Source organism: Brucella sp. IR068, assembly GCF_049065885.1.
Taxonomy (GTDB): Bacteria; Pseudomonadota; Alphaproteobacteria; order Rhizobiales; family Rhizobiaceae; genus Brucella; species Brucella intermedia.
On record NZ_JBAKHE010000015.1, the window covers coordinates 81,530 to 98,151 of the forward strand.

The window sequence follows — 16,622 nt, forward strand, 5'->3', positions numbered from 1 at the left end:
ATATTCCTGCGTAAAAGCCCACCTCAATTGTGGCGAACGAACGTTCATTGTGCGGCGACAAAAAGGCAGCCCACAAAGTTATATCTTTACATGCTGATAAAGGCGCATATTCTGCACACTGATTTGCGGGGTGCGGAAAAATCGATTGCATGACGAATACAGCTGTTACAGGCGATAAACCGCCATTGTCCAATTTTGCGCGGCAGCTGTTGCAGTTTCTCGACCGGGTGGAATATCGCCGTATCGTACATGCGGAGGACCTCGAGGAAATCGGCCGCCTGCGCTATCGTTCCTACCGCACGCGCAATGTGATGCACGAGGCGGAAGTGCCGTCCATCGTCGATGATATCGACCGTGACAGCCATGCTTTCGTCTATGGCGTGCATGTGGATGGGCAACTGGTCAGCACGCTGCGCATCCATCACATCACGCCCGATCATCGTCGCGGCACGAGCTATGCGCTTTTCCCGGATATCCTCGATCCGCTGCTCAACAGCGGCATGCATTTTGTCGATCCGACCCGCTTTGCGGCTGATCCGGAACTGTTGAGCGAATATCCCGCCATTCCCTATATCACCTTGCGCATCGCGGCGATGGCGTCGGAATTTTTCGCGGCGGATCAATGCCTTGCCTCGGTGAAGCCCGAGCATATGGCCTTTTACAAGCGCATTTTCGGCACTTCGGTCATGGCCGATGCCCGCGAGCATGAAGGCTATGGAATCAGGGTGGGGCTGGGTGCTGCACCCATCCGCAATATCCGCGATGCGGTGGCCGTGCGCTTTCCATTCTTCAAATCGCAGCCGCATGAGCGCCGCGCCATGTTTGCCGACATGCGGGACAGTTCCGTGCCGCTGACAATCCTGCCGACGGCGAAATATACCGGGCTCGGCATATAGGAATCTGAAAACATCGCCGGAGCTTAAACAATTAAATATAGCCAGAAGGGCAGTTTCGCTTTACGAAGATTGCGGAACCGCTTCTGCGGAGAGAGGGTAGCTGCGACGAAAAGCCTTGCGGTCAATGCATCGGTTTGTTCGCTCGCACATTGAAGATTGCAGGCATTTCCGCTTAACATGACGGTGTATGGGCGGAAATTTTAAAGCGTGTTGCGCTTTAATCTTGTTTTCACGCATGTCTTTGTCCCGAAACCGGTTCCCACTATTGGGAGACATGCTTTAAATGGGTGGAACTAAAATGGCAGAACATCATACGACGGCTCCGGCTGAACTTGGCGCACCGATGGACTATTCCGAGCATGAGAAAACTTATGCCGGTTTCACGGGCCTGGTTAAATGGAGCACGGTGGCGCTTATCGCCCTTATGATTGCCATGGCGTTCGGCTTTTTTGCTGGTGGTTTCTTCTCCGCGACCGTTCTTTTCATCCTAGTCTGTGTCGCTGCCTGGTTCATTCTTTCGTGACCACTGCCGCCGGATTTCAGCTTCCGGCGCAGTATCGTTGAACTGAAGCGCGAACCGGGGTCAACCCGCACGATTTGATCGAATGCCTTGGCATGGAATACCGTGCCGAGGTTTTATGCATGTCTATAGTTCAGGTTATTTGAACGGGCTTCGCCCCGGAAGCTCGTAACTGTGCATGACCGGAATCAATCCCGGAAGAACGCCACGAAAGGGAAACCAGCTTGGCCCAGACGTTATTTATCCCGAAAGAAAGCGACCCCAATGAAAGCCGTGTCGCGGCGTCGGCGGAGACGGTGAAGAAGTTCATCGCGCTCGGTTTCGATGTCGTGGTGGAAAAAGGCGCGGGCGAGAAATCGCGCATTCCCGATGCCGAGTTTACCGCAGCCGGTGCCCGGATCGGCACGGTGGCGGATGCCAGAACGGCGGATGTCGTCCTGAAAGTGCGCCGTCCATCCGATGCGGAACTGAAGGGGTATAAATCGGGCGCGGCGCTCTTCGCCATGCTCGATCCTTACGGCCATGAAGATGCCGTTGCGGCGCTTGCCAGAGCTGGCATTTCTGCCTTCACGATGGAATTCATGCCGCGCATCACCCGTGCGCAGGTGATGGACGTATTGTCTTCGCAGGCCAATCTCGCCGGTTATCAGGCGGTGATTGACGCGGCGGAAACCTATGACCGCGCCATGCCGATGATGATGACGGCGGCTGGCACCGTGCCTGCCGCCAAGGTGTTCGTGATGGGGGCAGGGGTTGCCGGTCTTCAGGCCATTGCAACGGCCCGTCGCCTTGGCGCCGTCGTGACCGCCACCGATGTTCGCCCGGCTGCGAAGGAACAGGTCGCCTCGCTTGGCGCGAAGTTCATCGCGGTCGAGGACGAGGAGTTCAAGGCAGCGGAAACCGCTGGCGGCTATGCCAAGGAAATGTCGAAGGAATATCAGGCGAAACAGGCGGCACTTGTTGCCGACCACATCGCCAAGCAGGATATCGTCATCACCACGGCGCTCATTCCGGGCCGTCCGGCGCCGCGGCTGGTATCGAAGGAAATGGTCGCTTCGATGCGCCCCGGCTCGGTGCTTGTCGATCTCGCGGTCGAGCGCGGCGGCAATGTCGAAGGCGCCGTCGCTGGCCAGATTGCGGATGTGAACGGCGTCAAGATCGTCGGCCATCTCAACGTTCCGGGCCGCATTGCGGCAAGCGCCTCGCAGCTTTACGCGCGCAACCTGATCGCCTTCGTCGAAACGCTGGTCGACAAGGAAACGAAGCTTCTGAAAATCGATCCGGAAGAAGAGCTGGTGAAGGCGACGCTTCTCACCCATCAGGGCAAAATCCTCCATCCGGCTTTTGCCAAGGCTGAGGCAGCACCTGCCGCAACCACGCCAGTTGTTGCAAAGCCGGCTGCAAAACCGAAAGCCGCACCGAAGCCCAGGGCTGCAAAGGCAGAAGTCGTTGGCGATGCTGCGAAACCTGCAGCCCCGAAAACGGCGAAGGAAACGGCGAAGAAAGCGCCTGCAAAAGCACCGAAGGCTGCTGCAAAGTCTTCTTCATCCCCCAAGTCTCCAGTTGATGGAGGAGAGGCATAATGGCCGAAACTAGTCTCGATAAAGCTCTTGAGAGCCTGAACCAGGCCGCAGACGCCGTGCGTCAGGCGGCGGAAAATGCGGGCGGTCTGGGCGATGCGGCGGCTGCTGCCGCGCATGCCGCATCGGGCGGCGCAATCGATCCGTTCGTGTTTCGCTTCGCGATCTTCATCCTGTCGATTTTCGTCGGCTATTACGTCGTCTGGTCAGTCACGCCCGCGCTGCACACGCCTTTGATGGCTGTTACCAACGCCATTTCATCGGTGATCGTGGTGGGTGCGCTTCTGGCCGTCGGCCTGTCGCTTTCCGGCTGGGCAACCGGCTTCGGTTTCATCGCGCTGATCCTTGCCAGCGTCAACATCTTCGGCGGCTTTCTGGTCACCCAGCGCATGCTCGCCATGTACAAGAAAAAAGAAAAGTGAGGCTGAACGAACATGAGCGTTAATCTCGCAGCCTTCCTTTATCTCGTCTCCGGCGTGCTGTTCATTCTGGCGCTGCGCGGCCTGTCGCATCCGACGACCAGCCGTCAGGGCAATATGTACGGCATGATCGGCATGGGGATTTCCATCCTCACCACATTGTTGCTGGCGCGTCCGAGCTTCGGCGGTCTGGTCCTGATCGTCATCGGCATCGCCATTGGCGGCGGCATCGGTGCGGTCATCGCGCGCCGCATCGCCATGACGGCCATGCCGCAGCTTGTTGCCGCCTTTCACTCGCTGATCGGTCTTGCCGCTGTTCTGGTGGCCGCTGCCGCGCTTTATTCGCCGCATTCGTTCGGGATTGGCGAAGTGGGCCAGATCCACGGTCAGGCGCTGGTCGAAATGTCGCTCGGCGTCGCCATCGGCGCGATCACCTTCACCGGCTCGATCATTGCCTTTTTGAAGCTCGATGGACGCATGTCCGGCAAGCCGATCATGCTGCCGGGACGCCATGTCATCAATGCGGCTCTGGCCGTGGCGATCGTGCTGCTGATCGTCGTGCTCACCAACACGGAAAGCCATTTCGTGTTCTGGCTGATCGTGCTGCTGGCGCTTGCCTTCGGCGTGCTCATCATCATTCCGATTGGCGGCGCAGACATGCCGGTTGTCGTGTCCATGCTCAATTCCTATTCGGGCTGGGCTGCGGCAGGCATCGGCTTCACGCTCGGCAATCTGGCGCTGATCATCACAGGCGCGCTGGTCGGCTCGTCCGGTGCGATCCTCAGCTACATCATGTGCAAGGGCATGAACCGCTCGTTCATCTCGGTCATTCTCGGCGGCTTTGGCGGCGATACATCCGCTGCCAGCGGCGGCGAGGTGGAGCAGCGTCCGGTCAAGCAGGGTTCTGCCGACGATGCGGCCTTCATCATGAAGAACGCTTCGAAAGTCATCATCGTGCCGGGCTATGGCATGGCGGTGGCCCAGGCCCAGCACGCGCTGCGCGAAATGGCCGACAAGCTCAAGGCTGAAGGCGTGGAAGTCAAATATGCCATCCATCCGGTCGCGGGCCGTATGCCGGGGCACATGAACGTGCTTCTGGCCGAAGCCAACGTGCCTTATGATGAAGTGTTCGAACTGGAAGACATCAATTCGGAATTCGCGCAGGCCGATGTTGCCTTCGTGATCGGCGCGAATGACGTCACCAATCCGGCGGCGAAGACCGATCCGAAGTCACCGATCTTCGGCATGCCGATCCTCGATGTCGACAAGGCTGGCACGGTCCTGTTCATCAAGCGCGGCATGGGGTCGGGCTATGCGGGCGTGGAAAACGAGCTGTTCTTCCGCGACAACACCATGATGCTCTTTGCCGACGCGAAGAAGATGGTGGAGAGTATTGTGAAGGCGCTCGATCACTAGGGAAGGGAATAGGGCAGTAAGGCATTAGGGCAGTATGTTGGACTTGTGGACATGCTGCCCGTCTTCGCCTTACTCCCTTAACATACTGTCTTATTGCCCTACTGCCTTACTGCCCTAACATGGCATCCTGCAAGGCCCGCAGTTCGGCGATCTTCGAGCCGGGCTTCGGGGCCGCATTGGCATAGGTGATGAGTTCGCCCTTGCGGATCGGCGCGATAACCGTGCCGTTCTGCAGCAGGCCGCAGGGGATGGCTTTGGCCGCGCGGGCCTCCGGTGTCGTCATGATCCATGAGCGGTAGCAATATTGGCCGATGGCATCCAGATGATCGCCGGGCCGCAAGTCCTTCTTGGCGACGGCGCACACTTCCGCCACAGGCTTCGGCAGCGGCACCATGTCGGTCTTGCCGTGCAGCACGACCCGGGCAACCGTCAGCGGCACTTCCAGCGAGGTGAGGTGGAAAGGACGGTGGAAGGTGAAATAGGGGCCCTTGCCCATTTTCAGGTCTTCCAGACGCTCCACAAGGCGGGGATGTTCCATCTTCGCGATGACGAAGACGCCGGGCGACACGCCGCGTCCGATGGAATAATCGACCACGCCGGTTTTGTTCAGGACGCCGCCGTCCTCCTTCGGGATCAGGGTGCGGTTCAACTCGTCGATTGCTGCCCTGGGGCCGTGCATGCCTGCAATATCCGGCACAAGGCCGGTGGCGTTGGCAATCGCCGCCATTTCGACCATCGTCTTGGAGCCATCGACAAATTCCACCAGCAGGCGGACATTCATGTTCCGGCGGTCGGCTTCTTCCTGATAGTCGTCGGGGATCGCATCGAAATTGAGCGGATTGTTCTTGCCCTTGCCGGCGGCAACGACCTTGTGGCCCATGGCGGAAACGAATTCGATCAGCTCCATGCAGGATGAAGGCTCGTCGCCTGCGCCCAGCGAATAGATCACGCCCTGCCTGTCGGCTTCGGCCTTGAGGTAAGGGCCGATGGTGACATCGGCTTCCACATTCATCATGACGAGGTGCTTGCCGTTGCGGATGGCCTTGATGCCGGTCTCCGCACCCACTTCCGGAATGCCGGTCGCATCGATGATGACATCGAGCAGCGGGTTGGAAAGGATGAGGTCATTGTCGTCGGTGACGGCGATCTTGCCCGCTTCGATGGCGCGGGTCATTGCGGACTGGGTGGCGGTTTCCTGCGCGTTGTCCTCGTCGCCATAGGCGGTGCGGACAGCCTTGAAGGTGTTGGGCAGCCTGCGGGCGGAAAGCGCGCCGACTTCGATGCCCTGCATCCGCGCGACCTGGGTTACGATGTCGGTGCCCATTTCGCCAGCGCCGATAAGACCGATGCGGATCGGCTTGCCGGTTTCAGCCCGCGCCGCGAGATCGCGCGCCAGTCCAACCAGTGCCACATTTGTCGTCATGAAAATCTCCGCAAAATCTCGAAACCCAGCAAGCGAGGTAATTTTGTCACGCTTGTGTTGATATAGGTGCGTAATAGACGAACAGTCTCTATATCAACACTGACGGACGCGCACCTCCAAACTGCGCGACAAAATATGCATGTCACTGGAGCCAAAATGAGCAGCGTTTCCCCCTTCGATCTCGTGATCTTCGATTGCGACGGCGTGCTTGTCGATAGCGAGCCGCTTTCCTGCCTTGCATTCGAGCAGGTCTATGCCGATCACGGCATGAAGCTGCCGGAAGGGACGGTCGCGAAAGGCATCGGCATGAAGCAGGCCGATATCATGAAGATGATCGAGGATATGACCGGGCACCGCCTGCCGGAGGAGGCGACGAACCTGTTCTGGCCCGCCACGAAAATCCTGTTTGCGGAAAGCCTGCAGCCGACCGTGGGTATCGCCGACTTCCTGCGCGAACTGCCGCAGAAGCGCTGCGTGGCTTCGTCGTCGCAGCCGGAGCGCATTGCGTTCAGTCTGGAAAAGACCGGCATCAGCCAGTATTTCGGCGATGCGGTCTATTCGTCCAGCATGGTCAAGCGCGGCAAGCCGGCGCCGGACCTGTTCCTGTTTGCTGCGACCAAGATGGGCGTTGATCCGGCGCGTTGCGTGGTGATCGAGGATTCGCCTTTCGGCGTGGAAGGTGCCATTGCAGCAGGCATGACGGCATTCGGTTATACGGGCGGCGGGCACACCTATGAGGGTCATGCAGAAAAACTGGCGGGCAAGGGTGCGCATCAGGTTTTCTCGCATTGGGATGATATTGCACGGGAAATTCTGGTTGCCGCCTAAGTGTCTGATCCAAAAGTCGCCATGCCAGACTGCAAATGGCAATTTCTGCGCTTCCGGTGCTCATGTACATTTAAGTACATTGCGCTCCGGTTCTCGAAATCACCATTTTCGCCATGGCCTGCCACTTTTTGATTCAGACACCAGGCTTTATTGGTTAAACACAAGGCAAATCACATCAGCAGGAATAGCCAGCGAATGAAAGACGCAATCACGCTCGACCAGTTGCGCGAGGCAATCGGCACGGAAATCGGATGTTCGGAGTGGCGCGAAGTCACGCAGGAAATGATCAACCAGTTCGCCGATGCGACCGATGATCACCAGTTCATCCATGTCGATCCGGAACGCGCCGCGAAGGAAACGCCTTTCGGCGGCACCATCGCGCATGGCTTCCTGACGCTGTCGCTGCTTTCGACGCTGGCCTATGAGGCGCTGCCGATGCTGGAAGGCGCAACGATGGGCATCAATTACGGCTTCGACAAGCTGCGCTTCCTGTCGCCGGTCAAGACGGGCTCCCGCGTGCGCGCCCGTTTCAAACTGGCGGATGCGGATATCCGTCCGTCGGGCCGCGTGGTCAATCACTATGATGTGACGCTCGAAATCGAAAACTCGCTGAAGCCCGCGCTGACGGCGACCTGGCTGACGATTGCCGTGGTGGAGCCGCCCGAAGGCTAAGCAATCGGGGTTCAAGCCGCTTCGCGATACGAAACCGGAAGCCGTCCTTCTTCATCGAGAGGGGCGGCTTTTCCCTTATGCCCGGTCATCAGGTCGCGGAAGAAGAACGGGCCGTGCAGGAACATGCCGAAATCGTAGAAATTCTTCTTCTCCGCACCGCGCATATAAAGAAGGTGCATCAGGAAGAAATTACCCTTCGAGCGCTTGTAGCGGTTTTCGCTATGCACATGCTTGAAGCGGATGCGGTTGATGAGCGGCGGATTGGCGGTCTTCAGCTTCAGTACCTTTGCCGGGTCCGAACCGTAGAAGTGGATGATATCGGTCAGCACCTGGAATTCCGACCACAGGACGGGGCTTTCCTCGATCACCACGCGCACATCTTCGCGCAGGGATTTTGCCTTGGGATGCAGCGCGATCATCATCAGGCACGAGCCGATGGCCAGCATCGAAACCGGCTGTTTTTTCAGAAGGTCGGGGCGTTCGCGCTGGAGATCGGCGAGCGCTTCCACCGCCGGAACCGTGCCGAGGCTATGCGCGACAATGACGACTTCATCGGCATTGCTGGCCTCGATCTTCCGTTTCAGGGCTTCGGCAAAAGCCTTGCGCCGCTGGTTGAGCTTCTCGTTGCGGCCATGGATACGATCATAGGCCGCAGACCAGTCGTCGAGCAGATAGGACATGAAAAACCGGTCGCCGGGCTTGCGCACCAGCAAGGTGGCGATGAAGACGGCCAGCGGTGTCGACCAGAAAAGATGCAGGGCCGAGAGACCCGCCGCCAGCGGTGCAAGGGCGATCAGCGCGGCGACGGCCAGAATCGCCAGCGACAGCAGAAACGGCCACAGGAAAAACAGGACGAAGCGCCAGCTCGTCGTCAGATAGCGCAACAGCGTTCCGGTGAAGAGGATGTTCAGGAAGGCGTGAAAGCCGGTCAGTATGCGCTTCGGCGTCGAGCGCGCGGCGTAATCGTCGAAAATATCGGCAGTGCCGAACTGGCAGAACTCGGTTTCTGTTTGCCAGCCATTACCCGTGGTTAAGGCGGTCGTCGTGCCGCAATCGTCAGGTTCATCCACCATGGGCGGAAGCCTGGTCCTGGCGTTCCACAGGCGGTCGAAATCCTTCAATGCCTGCGCATGGCGCACGCGGACGGCCTTGGGATGCAGGCCTTCATAGCCTGTGAACTGGATAACGAGTCGCTTGCGGAGGGGCATAAGGAGAATCGGATATAATAAGAGGAGGCATTATCGGTTTGCTGGCAAAGTGCTATGGGGTGCCATTAAGGCCGATTTATGCGAGAAACCCGTGCGGCTTAGCCTATTCGCACGTCGCGGCCATAGTAAATCGTGCGCAAGCCGGTATTTCGCGCAAGCCGGTGGGCAAAGTTGCATCTTGATGTGGACAGGCGAGGCTCTTTCTGATAATAGCCACGACCAATTTGCAGCGTATCCGTTGCGAAGCTTGGGAGCCTTTGGGCGTTGATCGGCCGGTCAGACCGGCTGAAATCGTTAAAAGACCCCCTAACGGCCTCAGGCTTAACCGAAATTCTAACCGATACGGGAATACACGTGCAGGTACTCGTCCGCGATAATAATGTTGATCAGGCTCTCCGCGCTCTCAAGAAAAAGATGCAGCGCGAAGGTATCTTCCGCGAAATGAAGATGCGCGGCCACTATGAAAAGCCGTCCGAAAAGCGCGCCCGCGAAAAGGCAGAAGCCGTTCGTCGCGCACGCAAGCTGGCCCGCAAGCGCGCTCAGCGTGAAGGCCTCGTCGGCGGCCGCGCCGGCGCTCGTTGATCGACCTTGAAATCAGGCGCTGTTGAACAGCGCCTTTTCTGCTTTCCGGTGTCGGCTTTCGCCCGCGCCGGATTTTGCATGTTTTGACTTCAGTTTGCGTGTTCGTTTCCGATGTGAAACGAAGGGTCGACATGACCACGGCAGACATATTTTCTTTATCCCGCTTCCATTTTTAATGCAGCGTTACGAAAAGTTTCTGGACTTATCGGGCGTCATTATGTGTAAAAACAAATAATTAGGATATCCGCCTGTGCGGCGCGCCATCCAGAGATAAAACAAGCGCAAGACAATGCCGCCTTTTTGCTGTTTTTATCTGCTGCTTGGGGCCAGTATAGTACCGTAACAGGCAGAATAGTCCGGCAGGAGCAAGCCCTTGCGGGCAGGCTGGCCACGGGATGGAGAAGAAGCAACAGGGTCCTGGCACCCGATGCGAGCTGAAAGGAATGCAGTCGTTGCCCACGCGCTTGAAGATGATGCAATCGTCTGGAACGAAAGTTTCGGGAATTGAGGCATTGGGTGGAACAGGCCGGAACGGCCTTCTCATTGCCACCGCACTTCTGGCTTTAACCATTGCGGGCTGCCAAAGCTCCACCACCGCGCTCAGCACGGTGGACAAGGCGCAAGGGTCGAGCGAGAACATCAGTTCGCTGACGAGCGTGATCCAGAGCAATCCACGCGATCCGGAAGGCTATAATGTGCGCGGGTCCGCCTATGGCAAGTCCGGCCGCTACAAGGAAGCGCTGCGCGACTTCGACCAGGCAATTGCGCTCAACCCGAATTTCTATCAGGCCTATGCCAACCGCGCGCTGGTCTATCGCTATATGGGCGACAGCACCAGGGCCGCGCAGGATTACAGCAAGGCTATCCAGCTCAATCCGCAATATGACGCCGCCTATATCGGGCGCGGCAATGTCTATCGTCAGGCAGGCCGTCTCGATCAGGCGCTGAGCGACTTCAATCAGGCCATCGCCCTGCAGACGACCGACGGTCGCGCCTATCACAATCGCGGCCTGATCTATCAGGCGAAAGGCCAGCACAAGCAGGCCATCGAGGATTTCTCAAAGGCTGTCTCGCTGAATTCGACCGCGCCGGAGCCTTATAATGGCCGCGGCATTTCCTATGTGGCGCTCGGCGATTACGACAACGCCTTCGACGATTTCAACACCGCCATCACGCTCGACCAGAACGTGGCAGAAAGCTGGGCCAATCAGGCGCTTGTCTATGAGCATAACGGCGACAAGGCCAAGGCTGCCAATTCCTATTCACGCGCCGTGCAGCTTGACCCGAAATACCAGCCTGCAAAGGATGGTCTCGCTCGCACGCGCGGATAACCTTTAGAGCCTGTTCCAAAAGTCGCCTTGTGTGGCTGCAAATGGCAATTTATCTGCGTTCCGGTGCTCACGTACGTTGAGTACGCTCCGCTCCGGTACTCGAAAATCACCATTTTCGCGCGCACATGCCGCCTTTTTGATTCACGCTCTCATATAGCGAAGTATTGAAGATTGATGGCGGCGCTTTTCAAATTGGGAAGCGCCGCTTTTCTTTATAATTGGCCGCGATATATTGCATCTCATGTCGCTCTTCGATCACATCGGTTTCAAAGCCCGCAACGTCAACCGGAGCCTTTCGTTTTACGAAAGCTGCATGCCCGAACTTGGCCTTGAGGTCATTGCCCGTTCCGGCAGCGGCTTCTTCGTCAGCGGGGGAGAGCGGGCGCCGGTTCCGTTTCTGTGGATCCACGGCAGTGCCGATGGGGTAGCCGACGGCGAGGACAAGCCCGGCGACCGCCTGCACCTGATGTTTACCGCCGGAAGCCGCGAGGCCGTGGAGGCGTTTCATCAGGCAGCACTCGAGGCAGGCGGCAGGGATAGCGGCGGCCCCGCCTATCAGGGACCGGAAGAGATGGGCTATTATGCAGCGCTGGTCTTCGACCCCGACGGAAACACGCTCGAAGCGGGTTTCCGTGAGAGGAAGAGATAGGGCTCAGGCCCGCAGGTTGCGCTTGTCGAGACGGCTTACCAGCCGGTCGCCGATCCACTGGATGCCGCAAACCATGATGATGAGGATGATCACGACCGCGATCATGATCTGCGTCTCGAAGCGCTGATAGCCGTAGCGGATGGCAAGGTCGCCAAGACCGCCCGCGCCGATGGCGCCCGCCATTGCCGATGCACCGACGAGCGTGATGATCGTCACCGTGAAGCCCGCGACGATGCCGGGCAGGGCTTCGGGCACCAGCACTTCGCGCACGATGGTCCAGCGGTTTGCGCCCATGGAGCGGGCGGCTTCGATGAGGCCATGATCGACTTCACGCAGCGACACTTCCGCAATGCGCGCATAATAGGGGATCGCGGCGATGGACAGCGGCACGATGGAGGCCCATGTGCCGATGGACGTGCCGACGATGAAGCGCGTGACGGGGATGAGCGCCACCAGCAGAATGATGAACGGAACCGAGCGGAAACCGTTGATGATGGCGCCGAGGATCGTGTTGACCGTCAGGTTCTGGGCAAGGCCGCCACGCTCCGTCAGGATCATGATGAGCGCGAGCGGAAGGCCGACGACGAGCGAAATCAGGCTCGAAAAGCCGGTCATGATGATGGTCTCCCAGAAGGAGCGCCAGAGAAGATCAAGCATCGCCTGAGACATAGCCGAGTACCTCCGTGGCGTCTGCATGGGTGTCAAGATAGGTGATGGCGGCGTCGAGCTTCGCCTTTTCTAGTGCGGGCAGGCCGATGAAGAGCGTGCCGACCGGCTCGCCCTGGATCGTGTCCATGCCGCCATGGATCAGTTGCGGCGCTATCTGCGTAGCGGCTGCAATGTCATTGAAGAACGCGCCTTTTGCCGCCGCGCCTGATAGTCTGACTTTCAGCACGGCAAGATTGCCCGAATTTTGCAGCCGGTCGCGCCAGACGACAGGCAGTTCCGGTGTCAGCACCTGCAACATGCTCTGCGTCACAGGCGATTGCGGATTGGCGAAGACTTTCCAGACCGGGCCTTCCTCGGCGATCATGCCGTGGTCGAGCACGATCACGCGGTCGGCAATGCGGCGGATGACTTCCATCTCATGCGTGATGAGCAGGATGGTAAGGCCGAGCTTGGTGTTGATGTCTTTCAGCAGGGCCAGAATGGACTGTGTGGTTTCCGGGTCGAGCGCGGATGTCGCCTCGTCGGAAAGCAGCACGGCGGGTTCGGCGGCAAGCGCACGCGCGATGCCGACGCGCTGTTTCTGGCCGCCGGAAAGCTGGGCCGGATAATGCGTCGCCTTGTCGGAAAGGCCGACCAGTTCCAGAAGTTCGGCCACGCGCCGGGCGCGTTCTGGCTTCGGCTTGCCCGCGATCTTCAGCGGCAAGGCGATGTTTTCGGCAACCGTCTTGGCCGAAAGCAGGTTGAAGTGCTGGAACACCATGCCGATGCGGCGGCGCACCGGGCGCAGCGCATCTTCGCCAAGGCCGGTGATTTCACGGCCTTCGATCAGGATCGAACCGGTATCCGGCTTTTCAAGGCCGTTGACGCAGCGGATCAGCGTGGACTTGCCCGCGCCGCTGCGGCCGATGATGCCGAGGATTTCGCCGCGTGAGACCGAAAGCGAAACGCCGTTGATGGCTGCCGTTTCGCCGAACATTCGGCGCACGTCTTTCATCTCGACGATGGGCGCTGATGTGGCGGGTGGCTTTTCAATGGTCACGGTCGTTTCTTCTATGTCTGGATAGGCCGCTGCGAACAGCGGCTGTTTTATTAAGGTTCAAGGAAGGATGATGCCTCGCTCAAGCCATCAGCTTTTGCTGTGGCGATGCTTTAGGGCAATTTTTGTCGGTACGTCAATAAAAGCCGCGCCGGAAACGGTTCCGGCGCGGTCTTTCAAGCTTCAAAAGCGATTATTTCCAGGCCGGGATGCCGGTGCCCTTGTAGGCACGGTCGATTTCGGCCTTCACGGCGTCGTTCTGGAACGAAGCCACGAGGTTCTTCACCCATTCGGCGTTTTCATCTTCGGTGCGCACCGCGATGAAGTTGTTGTACGGGTTGTTTTCCTTCGATTCCCAGCCGATTGCCTCTTCCTTCTTGAGGCCGGCCTTCGCGGCCCAGTCGTTGTTCACGATGGCTGCATCGAGGTCGTCGATGGAACGGCCGACGACACCGGCGTCGAGTTCCTTGATCTCAAGCTTCTTCGGGTTTTCAACGATATCGATCGGGGTTGCCAGAATGCCTGCATCCGGCTTCAGCTTGATGAGGCCCTTTTCTTCCAGCACGCGCAGCGCGCGGCCTTCGTTCGACGGATCGTTCGGCACGCCGACGACCGCGCCTTCCTTCAGATCATCAAGGCTCTTGTGCTTGCGGGAATAGATGCCGATCGGCCAGACGGCGGTATAGCCGGCAACGGAAATCTTGTAGCCGTGCTGCTTGATCTGCTCGTCCAGATAAGGCTTGTGCTGGAAGGCGTTGGCGTCGATTTCCTTGCGTTCCAGAGCTTCGTTCGGCTGGTTGTAGTCGTTGAAGGTCACGCGCTCGATGTTGAGGCCGTGCTTCTTGCCTTCTTCGGCGACGACTTTCCAGACGTCTTCGTCTTCACCGCCCATGATGCCGACCTTGATGGTCTTGTCTTCCGCGCGGCTCGGGGCCGACGCGAAGCCGACGGTCAGTGCGGCTGCGGTGAAGAGAAGGGCTTTCAGACCGGCGCGGCGGGTCAGATTATAGCGGGAAAGGACTGACGACATTTTGTTTTCCTTGTTCAAAGACTTTGGAGAGCCGGTCCCGGAAAGCGATCTTTTGAGATGATCTTTCTCCCCCTGCCCACCTTGTTGCCGATAATTCCCTTTTGTCGGGCAATAAACAAGGAAAATTATTTCAGAATTTGCCGAAGCGATAATGCCGAAATTGCGTTCACGAGACGGTGAGCGGATTGCCATTTCCGCTCTTCCGGCTTGCTTATCGATTGTCAGCAATAATCATCTGCGCGGCTTTCTCGGCGATCATGAGAGTGGGCGAGTTGGTGTTGCCGGACGTGATGGTCGGCATGACCGAAGCGTCGGCAACGCGCAGGCCCGCAATGCCGTTGAAGCGCAGGCGCGGATCGACGATTGCTTCTGCATCCTGCCCCATGCGGCAGGTGCCGACGGGGTGGAAGATCGTCGTGCCGATATCGCCCGCCGCCTTTTCCAGCTGTTCCTGCGTTTCGTAGGCAGGGCCGGGCTTGAATTCTTCGGGGTGGAATTTCTGCAAGGGCGGCTGCGCCACGATGTGGCGGGTGAGGCGGATGGCGTCGGCGGCGACACGGCGGTCACTCTCGGTGGCGAGATAATTCGGCCTGATCGCCGGTTGTGTCCGGTGGTCCGGCGACTTTATGTGGATCGAGCCGCGGCTGTCAGGGCGCAGATTGCACACGCTTGCCGTAAAGGCGGGGAAGGGGTGCACGGCCTCGCCGAACTTTTCGAGGCTGAGTGGCTGCACGTGATATTGCAGATTGGCGGTCTCGTAGGACGGGTCGGAGCGGGTGAATACACCAAGCTGGCTTGGCGCCATGGACATGGGGCCGGAGCGACGGAGGAAATATTCAAGCCCGATCATGGCCTTGCCAACCAGCTTGCTTGCCTTCTCGTTCAGCGTCGGAATGCCGGTGACCTTGTAGGCGCAGCGCAATTGCAGGTGATCCTGCAGGTTTTCGCCGAGCTGCCTGCGCTCCAGCTTGACCGGGATGCCTGCCTGCTGCAGCACATCACCGCGCCCGATGCCCGACAATTCAAGGATTTGCGGCGAACCGACCGCACCGGCGGCGAGAATGACTTCGCGCCGTGCCTTCACTGTCCGGGTCGTGCCGTTCTGGTCGAAGGTGACGCCGGTGGCGCGCAAGTCCTCGATCTCGATGCGGCGGACATGCGCGCCGGTTTCAACGGTGAGGTTCTTGCGACCCAATGCCGGGCGCAGAAAGGCCTTGGCGGTGTTCCAGCGGATGCCGCGCTTCTGGTTGACCTTGAAATAGGAGACGCCTTCATTGTCGCCGCGATTGAAATCGTCGGTGGCGGGGATGCCCGCAGAGACTGCCGCGTCGCGGAAGGCATCGAGGATATCCCAGTGCAGGCGGGCGCTCTCGACACGCCATTCGCCGCCCGCGCCATGCAGGTCGCTTGCACCGGCAAAATAGTCTTCCGATTTCCTGAAGAGCGGCAGGACATCGTCCCAGCCCCAGCCGTCGCATCCGGCTTGACGCCAAAGGTCGTAATCGCGGGCCTGGCCGCGCATATAGATCATGCCGTTGATGGACGAGCAGCCGCCCAGCACCTTGCCGCGCGGATAGCCGAGCGAACGGCCGTTCAGCCCCGCTTCGGCTTCCGTGGTGAAGCACCAGTCAGTGCGCGGATTGCCGATGCAATAGAGATAGCCGACGGGGATGTGAATCCAGGCATAATTGTCCTTTCCGCCCGCCTCGAGCAGCAGCACGGAACGGTTCTGGTCTGCGGAGAGCCGGTTCGCGAGGGCGCAACCTGCCGTGCCCGCGCCAACCACGATGTAATCGTAGGTGTCGGTCATGATCTCATATCCAGTAAAAGGTGGGAGCCGCCGGACGCGCGGGCGGCCCCGCAGTGTCGGTTATCCGAAAAGCCTCTTTCCCAGGCGCGATGCGTAGAACTCGCCTATGATTCCCTTCCGGAAGAGGAGGACGCACGCCATGAAGATGACGCCGGTTACGATCGTGACGGGGAAGTCGGATGTTGCGAGATAGTTCTGCAGCGCGACGACGAAGGCGGCGCCGACGATGGGGCCGATGAGCGTGCCAATGCCGCCCAGAAGCGTCATCAGGATCACTTCGCCCGACATCTGCCAGCCGACATCGGTCAGCGTTGCAAACTGGAAGACGAGCGCCTTCAGGCCGCCCGCAAGGCCGGCAAGCGCTGCCGACATGACGAAGGCTGCAAGCTTGTAGCGGTTGACGGAATAGCCCAGCGAGATGGCGCGGTTTTCGTTTTCGCGCACGGATTTCAGGATCATGCCGAAGGGCGAGTTGATGATGCGCCAGATGACGAACACGCCCAGCACGAACACCGCCAGCACAAAATAATACATGGTCATCGGCTGGTTGAGG

At 59.0% G+C, this 16,622-nt stretch carries 17 protein-coding genes and 1 pseudogene; 11 read left to right on the forward strand and 7 right to left on the reverse strand.

Translation table 11 applies throughout. From position 1 onward, the window contains the following. Positions 1–149 precede the first annotated feature (149 nt). The 5 genes from ACOWVS_RS20075 (at position 150) to ACOWVS_RS20095 (ending at position 4,831) form a co-directional block, all read left to right on the forward strand. Positions 150–896, forward strand: a complete 747-nt coding sequence (locus tag ACOWVS_RS20075; protein WP_006467548.1) for an N-acyl amino acid synthase FeeM domain-containing protein — start codon at positions 150–152, stop codon at positions 894–896. A 298-nt stretch (positions 897–1,194) separates the two neighbouring features. After that, positions 1,195–1,419: an aa3-type cytochrome c oxidase subunit IV gene (locus ACOWVS_RS20080; protein ID WP_006471190.1), complete on the forward strand. Its 225-nt coding sequence runs from the start codon at positions 1,195–1,197 to the stop codon at positions 1,417–1,419. 221 nt (positions 1,420–1,640) lie between these two features. Next, positions 1,641–2,999, forward strand: a complete 1,359-nt coding sequence (locus ACOWVS_RS20085) for a Re/Si-specific NAD(P)(+) transhydrogenase subunit alpha (protein ID WP_063881512.1) — start codon at positions 1,641–1,643, stop codon at positions 2,997–2,999. After that, a complete protein-coding gene (locus ACOWVS_RS20090; RefSeq protein WP_021587083.1) occupies positions 2,999–3,418 on the forward strand; it encodes a proton-translocating transhydrogenase family protein in 420 nt (139 codons plus the stop codon). The genes ACOWVS_RS20085 and ACOWVS_RS20090 overlap by 1 nt, the downstream gene beginning before the upstream one ends. A 12-nt stretch (positions 3,419–3,430) precedes the next feature. Continuing rightward, positions 3,431–4,831: an NAD(P)(+) transhydrogenase (Re/Si-specific) subunit beta gene (locus ACOWVS_RS20095; protein WP_021587082.1), complete on the forward strand. Its 1,401-nt coding sequence runs from the start codon at positions 3,431–3,433 to the stop codon at positions 4,829–4,831. Positions 4,832–4,937: 106 nt separating this feature from the next. Here the strand turns inward: ACOWVS_RS20095 and ACOWVS_RS20100 are convergent, their stop codons facing one another. Beyond that, the gene (locus ACOWVS_RS20100) at positions 4,938–6,254 is read right to left on the reverse strand and encodes a 1-deoxy-D-ribulose 5-phosphate reductoisomerase (RefSeq protein ID WP_075042311.1); all 1,317 of its coding nucleotides are present in this window, start codon (positions 6,252–6,254) and stop codon (positions 4,938–4,940) included. Positions 6,255–6,410: 156 nt separating this feature from the next. On the opposite strand from ACOWVS_RS20100, the gene ACOWVS_RS20105 reads away from it, so the two are divergent. After that, positions 6,411–7,082, forward strand: coding sequence for an HAD family hydrolase (locus ACOWVS_RS20105; RefSeq protein ID WP_063881510.1), 672 nt, complete (start codon positions 6,411–6,413; stop codon positions 7,080–7,082). Between the two features lie 195 nt (positions 7,083–7,277). After that, the gene (locus ACOWVS_RS20110) at positions 7,278–7,754 is read left to right on the forward strand and encodes a MaoC family dehydratase (RefSeq protein WP_006471187.1); all 477 of its coding nucleotides are present in this window, start codon (positions 7,278–7,280) and stop codon (positions 7,752–7,754) included. 11 nt (positions 7,755–7,765) lie between these two features. Here the strand turns inward: ACOWVS_RS20110 and ACOWVS_RS20115 are convergent, their stop codons facing one another. Beyond that, positions 7,766–8,962 carry an alpha/beta hydrolase gene (locus ACOWVS_RS20115; protein ID WP_075042309.1) on the reverse strand — a complete coding sequence of 399 codons (1,197 nt, stop codon included), beginning with the start codon at positions 8,960–8,962 and terminating at the stop codon, positions 7,766–7,768. Positions 8,963–9,316: 354 nt separating this feature from the next. On the opposite strand from ACOWVS_RS20115, the gene rpsU reads away from it, so the two are divergent. From rpsU to ACOWVS_RS20135, 4 genes and pseudogenes are all read left to right on the forward strand, one after another. Next, the gene (gene rpsU, locus ACOWVS_RS20120; protein ID WP_006471186.1) at positions 9,317–9,544 is read left to right on the forward strand and encodes a 30S ribosomal protein S21; all 228 of its coding nucleotides are present in this window, start codon (positions 9,317–9,319) and stop codon (positions 9,542–9,544) included. A 443-nt stretch (positions 9,545–9,987) separates the two neighbouring features. Then, entirely contained in the window at positions 9,988–10,875 is an 888-nt protein-coding gene (locus tag ACOWVS_RS20125) for a tetratricopeptide repeat protein (protein ID WP_006467536.1), read from the forward strand. A 41-nt stretch (positions 10,876–10,916) separates the two neighbouring features. Then, positions 10,917–11,013: pseudogene (locus tag ACOWVS_RS20130) on the forward strand (flagellar basal body P-ring protein FlgI); the annotation flags it as partial. A gap of 103 nt (positions 11,014–11,116) precedes the next feature. Continuing rightward, complete coding sequence (locus ACOWVS_RS20135; RefSeq protein ID WP_025090834.1) at positions 11,117–11,524, forward strand: VOC family protein; 408 nt, start codon at positions 11,117–11,119, stop codon at positions 11,522–11,524. Between the two features lie 3 nt (positions 11,525–11,527). Here the strand turns inward: ACOWVS_RS20135 and ACOWVS_RS20140 are convergent, their stop codons facing one another. From ACOWVS_RS20140 to ACOWVS_RS20160, 5 genes are all read right to left on the reverse strand, one after another. Then, positions 11,528–12,193, reverse strand: a complete 666-nt coding sequence (locus ACOWVS_RS20140; RefSeq protein ID WP_006471185.1) for a methionine ABC transporter permease — start codon at positions 12,191–12,193, stop codon at positions 11,528–11,530. Continuing rightward, on the reverse strand, positions 12,174–13,232 hold the full coding sequence (locus ACOWVS_RS20145) for a methionine ABC transporter ATP-binding protein (protein ID WP_075042308.1): 1,059 nt from the start codon (positions 13,230–13,232) through the stop codon (positions 12,174–12,176). Before ACOWVS_RS20145 ends, ACOWVS_RS20140 begins: the two co-directional genes overlap by 20 nt. A 190-nt stretch (positions 13,233–13,422) precedes the next feature. Then, positions 13,423–14,259, reverse strand: coding sequence for a MetQ/NlpA family ABC transporter substrate-binding protein (locus tag ACOWVS_RS20150; protein WP_075042330.1), 837 nt, complete (start codon positions 14,257–14,259; stop codon positions 13,423–13,425). A 211-nt stretch (positions 14,260–14,470) separates the two neighbouring features. Then, positions 14,471–16,069 (reverse strand): GMC family oxidoreductase, encoded by a 1,599-nt coding sequence (locus tag ACOWVS_RS20155; RefSeq protein WP_075042307.1) that lies wholly within the window; start codon positions 16,067–16,069, stop codon positions 14,471–14,473. 60 nt (positions 16,070–16,129) lie between these two features. After that, on the reverse strand, positions 16,130–16,622 hold a 493-nt coding region (locus ACOWVS_RS20160; protein ID WP_420984188.1), incomplete at its 5' end, for a branched-chain amino acid ABC transporter permease.